This window comes from Pseudomonas sp. 43(2021), from assembly GCF_017490805.1.
Lineage (GTDB): Bacteria > Pseudomonadota > Gammaproteobacteria > Pseudomonadales > Pseudomonadaceae > Aquipseudomonas.
The window spans coordinates 1-588 of the sequence record NZ_JAFGYJ010000182.1 but is presented as its reverse complement, the minus strand read 5'-3'; the positions used below and the strand labels follow the sequence as shown (position 1 = coordinate 588).

General features: G+C 52.6%; 1 protein-coding gene. It reads right to left on the bottom strand.

All coding sequences use genetic code 11. The features are described 5' to 3' along the window. The coding region (locus J5M71_RS26640; RefSeq protein ID WP_207838469.1) for a DUF3313 family protein at positions 1–288 on the bottom strand (288 nt) is incomplete at its 3' end. Positions 289–588: the final 300 nt, after the last annotated feature.

The following is a 588-nucleotide window of genomic DNA, read 5'->3' as shown; positions in this document are numbered from 1 at the left end:
GTAATAACTGGTGATGCCATTGAGGGTTTGCTGGGGGATTTTTTCCGTCGCTTGCGGCTTCGGATACAACTGGCTCGGTTCGACATAGACGCTGCTGAATTTGTTGATGTCGAGTTTCGGGTCCATCCAGCGCATCACCTCGGCACCCGACGGTGATTTGGTCTCCTTCAGTTGACTGTAATCCTTGAGAAAACCGGAGTACTGGTCTGGCTCGACGGTTTTGCTGGAACAACCCACCACACCCAGGGTGGCGATGCACAGCGTGCCCATCATTACGGCTAGCTTCATGCTGTAACTCCTGTCAGAAGGCCAAATCGTTTGCATAGGGGGAGTTACAGGTATAGCTAAAACCGCAGCAATTGCGATTGCAAATTACAAAATTCACACGGCGCTGCGCAGCAAGTCACAGCGCTTATTTGACAGACGCGCTGCATGCGGCAAAGCTGCATCCAGATGTATGCACGCCAGAAGGCCAACGCACCGGACTACGGAAGTCGCAATGCCCAAGCACAAAAACAAAGCGGTGCAACCTGAACCTGACGCATCACCCTCCTCTTTTTCGCGTTACCTGTTTCCAATCACCATCGG